Raw genomic sequence first — 3,248 nt, 5'->3', positions numbered from 1 at the left:
GGGATCTTGTCCTCGGCGCAGGTGGCCAGCTCCTGGATGTTCATCTGGATCGAGCCGTCACCGGCGATGCAGACCACCGTCTGGTCCGGGCAGCCGACGGCGGCGCCGAGCGCAGCCGGCAGGCCGAAGCCCATCGTCCCCAGCCCGCCGGAGTTGATCCACCGGCGCGGCTGGTTGAAGTGGTAGTACTGCGCCGCCCACATCTGGTGCTGGCCGACGTCGGAGGTGACGATCGCGTCGCCGCCGGTTGCCTCGTAGAGCGCCTGCACCATGAACTGCGGCTTGATCTCGGCGTCCGTCGAGTCGGTGTAGCCGAGCGGGTACGTCTTCTGCCAGCCGCGGATCTTCTGCCACCACTCGTCGATGCGCGACGGGTCGACGTCCAGCGCCCGGTACTCCTTGACGAGCTTCGTCAGCACGCTCTTGGCGTCGCCGACGATCGGGATGTGCGCCGGGACCGTCTTGGAGATCTCGGCCGGATCGACGTCGATGTGGATGAACTTCGCGTGCGGCGCGAACTCCGACAGCTTGCCGGTGATGCGGTCGTCGAAGCGCGCCCCGATGCAGCAGATGAGGTCGGCTTCGTCCATCGCGTAGTTCGCCGTGCGCGTGCCGTGCATGCCGAGCATCCCGAGCCACTGCTTGTGCGGCGCCGGGAACGCGCCGAGCCCCATGAGCGTGCACGTCACGGGGAAGTTGTCGCTCGTCGCGAAGTCGACGAGCTCCTTGGACGCGTTGGCGTTGACGACCCCGCCGCCGGCGTAGATCACGGGGCGGCGCGCGGAGGCCATCGCCTTCGCCGCCTGGCGGATCTGCTTCGTGTTGCCGTCGACCGTCGGCTGGTAGCCGGGCAGGTGCAGGTCGGTCACCGGCTCGTAGTTGAGCTCGGCGCGGCTGAGGTCGACGGGGATGTCGACGACGACCGGGCCCGGGCGCCCACTGCGCGCGATGTGGAAGGCCTCGTGGATCGCGCGCGGGATCTCCAGCGGCGAGCGGATCTGGAAGGAGTGCTTGACGACCGGCATCGTGATGCCGAGCGTGTCGGTCTCCTGGAAGCCGTCGGTGCCGATGAGGTCGGTGCGCACCTGGCCGGTGATGAACACCGTCGGGACGGAGTCCATCATCGCGTCGACGATCGGCGTCACGACGTTCGTCGCGCCGGGACCGGAGGTGGCGAACGCGACGCCGACCTTGCCGGTCGCCTTCGCGTAGCCCTCGGCCGCGTGGCCGCCGCCGGCCTCGTGGCGCACGAGGACGTGGCGGATGCCGGCGTCGACGAAGGCGTCGTAGGTCGGCAGGTTCGCTCCGCCGGGGAGGCCGAATACGACGTCGACACCCTCTGCTTTCAAGCACTCCATGATGGCGTCAACCGCGCGCATATCACGACCTCCTCTCGGCATACAGACAGGCCGGCCCGGGTGGCCGGCGTGAACAGGGGAGGTTAGCGGGCCACCGCGGCCGTGTTCTCCGCTGCCAGGGGCGCGTCGGGATACTCGAGCTCGGTGCCGCAGCGCACGCAGAGCGCGTCGTGCAGCTTGCAGACGCGCCCGCACGTTGGGCACAGCCGGCGCAGCTCGTCGCGCTCGGACCGGTAGACGATCGCCGTGATGAGCCCGATCACCGGCACGACCGTCGCGACGATGAACCAGATGAAGAAGGAGCTGCCCTTGATCTTGCCGACGATCCCGCCGGCCAGCCCGAAGCTCAGCGCGATGACGACGTAGGCGCCTCCGGCCATCGTGGCGGCGGCGTCAGAGGACCCGGATGGCCCAGATCACGGCGACGATCGCGAGCACGATGACGACCACCGTCGCGACCGCGGTGACGACGCCGATGACGACCTTGAACAGGATCCAGGCCGCGACGAGCAGGACGAGCAGCGCGAGCGCCCGCTTGCCGAGGGAGGCGCCGCTGGAAGGTGAGGAGGTGGACATGCCTTCAAGCGTACCTCCCCCGTCAGCGGGCGCGCGCAGGCCAGCAGGTACGGGGGGTCGAGGGTGGTAGGCGCGTCCCGGAGCAGGCCGGGACTCGCCTCAGTCGTAGCTTCTGCGCAGGTGCGCGAAGCGATCCAGCGCGGGTGCCGGCCTGGTGTAGAGCGGCACGCGCGCCAGCCGATAGCGGCGAACGACGGGGTCCTTGGTCGACGTCGCCGATGAGTCGGCCGCGACCTCGATGAGGGCGCGGCGGGTGAGATCAGAGTTGGCATCGGACATGTCCATCATGGTGAGCCCGCGCAAACCCGCGGGCATTGGCCCGCTGTCCCGGATTCAGGTGACGGCGCTCGACGCGCTGTCGGAACCGGAAACCGCTGCATCGAGTGTCACATGCCGACGACGAACTACATGGAACGCTCGCCGCGTCACGATCATGGCTGGTTGAAACCTGATCCTCTGCTCACGAAGGAGCTCGGCATTCCCAACGCCTGCAACCGGTGCCACACCGATCAAACCGTCGACTGGGCGATCACGCATTCAGAAAACTGGTACGGAGATAAACTCAATTCCCGACAGCGGGCGCGCGCACGCGGCATCGCCGCCGCCCAGGCGAACACTCCCGGAGCCGTGGACCAACTCCTCAAACTTCTGGAGTCCGAGGATATTCCGGTGTGGCGCGCCACGATGCTCGAGTTGATGACGCCGCATGCGCTCGGAAATCCCGCCGTCGCTTCCGCCGCGAACACTGCGCTGAAAGACACGGACGCGCTCGTACGGGCTGCGGCCGTTCGCCTGCTCAGCGGCGTCGGTGATGCGCGTGCCTCGTTGCGTCCGCTCCTTAACGATCCCGTGCGTCTCGTGCGACTCGACGCAGCGTGGGCGCTTTCCGACGAACTGGAACCCGCCTCCATTCAAGCGAGGGAACTCCAGACTTATCTTGAAACGGCCGCTGATCAACCGCTGGGTCAGTTGCGCATCGGACAGCATCTGGCCAATCGCGGAGAATCGCCGGCATCCATCAAGGCACTCCAAAAAGCGGTGAGTTGGGACCCTGGTTCCGCGCCGATTCTCGAAACCCTCGGACTCGTTTATCAACAAGCCGGTCAATTGGACGCCGCAGCCAGCGCCTTCGTTCGCGCGGCGAATCTAACCCCCGACGATCCTGAACCGATCTTCAACGCCGCCCTGCTGTTCGCCGAAGCACGAAACTATCCGAACGCCGAGGCCGCCTTGCGCGAAACGGTTCAACGAGATCCTGGGTACCACCGTGCGTGGTACAACCTCGGGCTGTTACTCGCTGAAACCGGCCGGCCC

Annotated in this window: 5 protein-coding genes; 1 reads left to right on the top strand and 4 read right to left on the bottom strand. The window is 67.2% G+C overall.

Annotated features, from left to right (window positions below; all coding sequences use genetic code 11):
* From ilvB to V6M37_RS09885, 4 genes are all read right to left on the bottom strand, one after another.
* The coding region (ilvB, locus tag V6M37_RS09900; protein WP_332672787.1) for a biosynthetic-type acetolactate synthase large subunit at nt 1-1,349 on the bottom strand (1,349 nt) is incomplete at its 3' end.
* 92 nt (nt 1,350-1,441) lie between these two features.
* Nucleotides 1,442-1,738: a hypothetical protein gene (locus V6M37_RS09895; protein ID WP_332672786.1), complete on the bottom strand. Its 297-nt coding sequence runs from the start codon at nt 1,736-1,738 to the stop codon at nt 1,442-1,444.
* A gap of 13 nt (nt 1,739-1,751) precedes the next feature.
* Nucleotides 1,752-1,934: a hypothetical protein gene (locus tag V6M37_RS09890; protein WP_332672784.1), complete on the bottom strand. Its 183-nt coding sequence runs from the start codon at nt 1,932-1,934 to the stop codon at nt 1,752-1,754.
* A gap of 99 nt (nt 1,935-2,033) precedes the next feature.
* Nucleotides 2,034-2,249: a hypothetical protein gene (locus tag V6M37_RS09885; RefSeq protein WP_332672782.1), complete on the bottom strand. Its 216-nt coding sequence runs from the start codon at nt 2,247-2,249 to the stop codon at nt 2,034-2,036.
* Nucleotides 2,250-2,324: 75 nt separating this feature from the next.
* Here V6M37_RS09885 and V6M37_RS09880 point away from each other — a divergent pair.
* Nucleotides 2,325-3,248: HEAT repeat domain-containing protein (locus tag V6M37_RS09880; protein WP_332672780.1), on the top strand; the 924-nt coding region annotated here is incomplete at its 3' end.

Source organism: Aromatoleum sp. (genome assembly GCF_036675785.1).
In the GTDB taxonomy this organism is placed as follows: Bacteria; Pseudomonadota; Gammaproteobacteria; order Burkholderiales; family Rhodocyclaceae; genus Aromatoleum.
The sequence above is the reverse complement of the archived record's forward strand: the minus strand, read 5'-3'. Positions and strand labels throughout refer to the sequence as shown.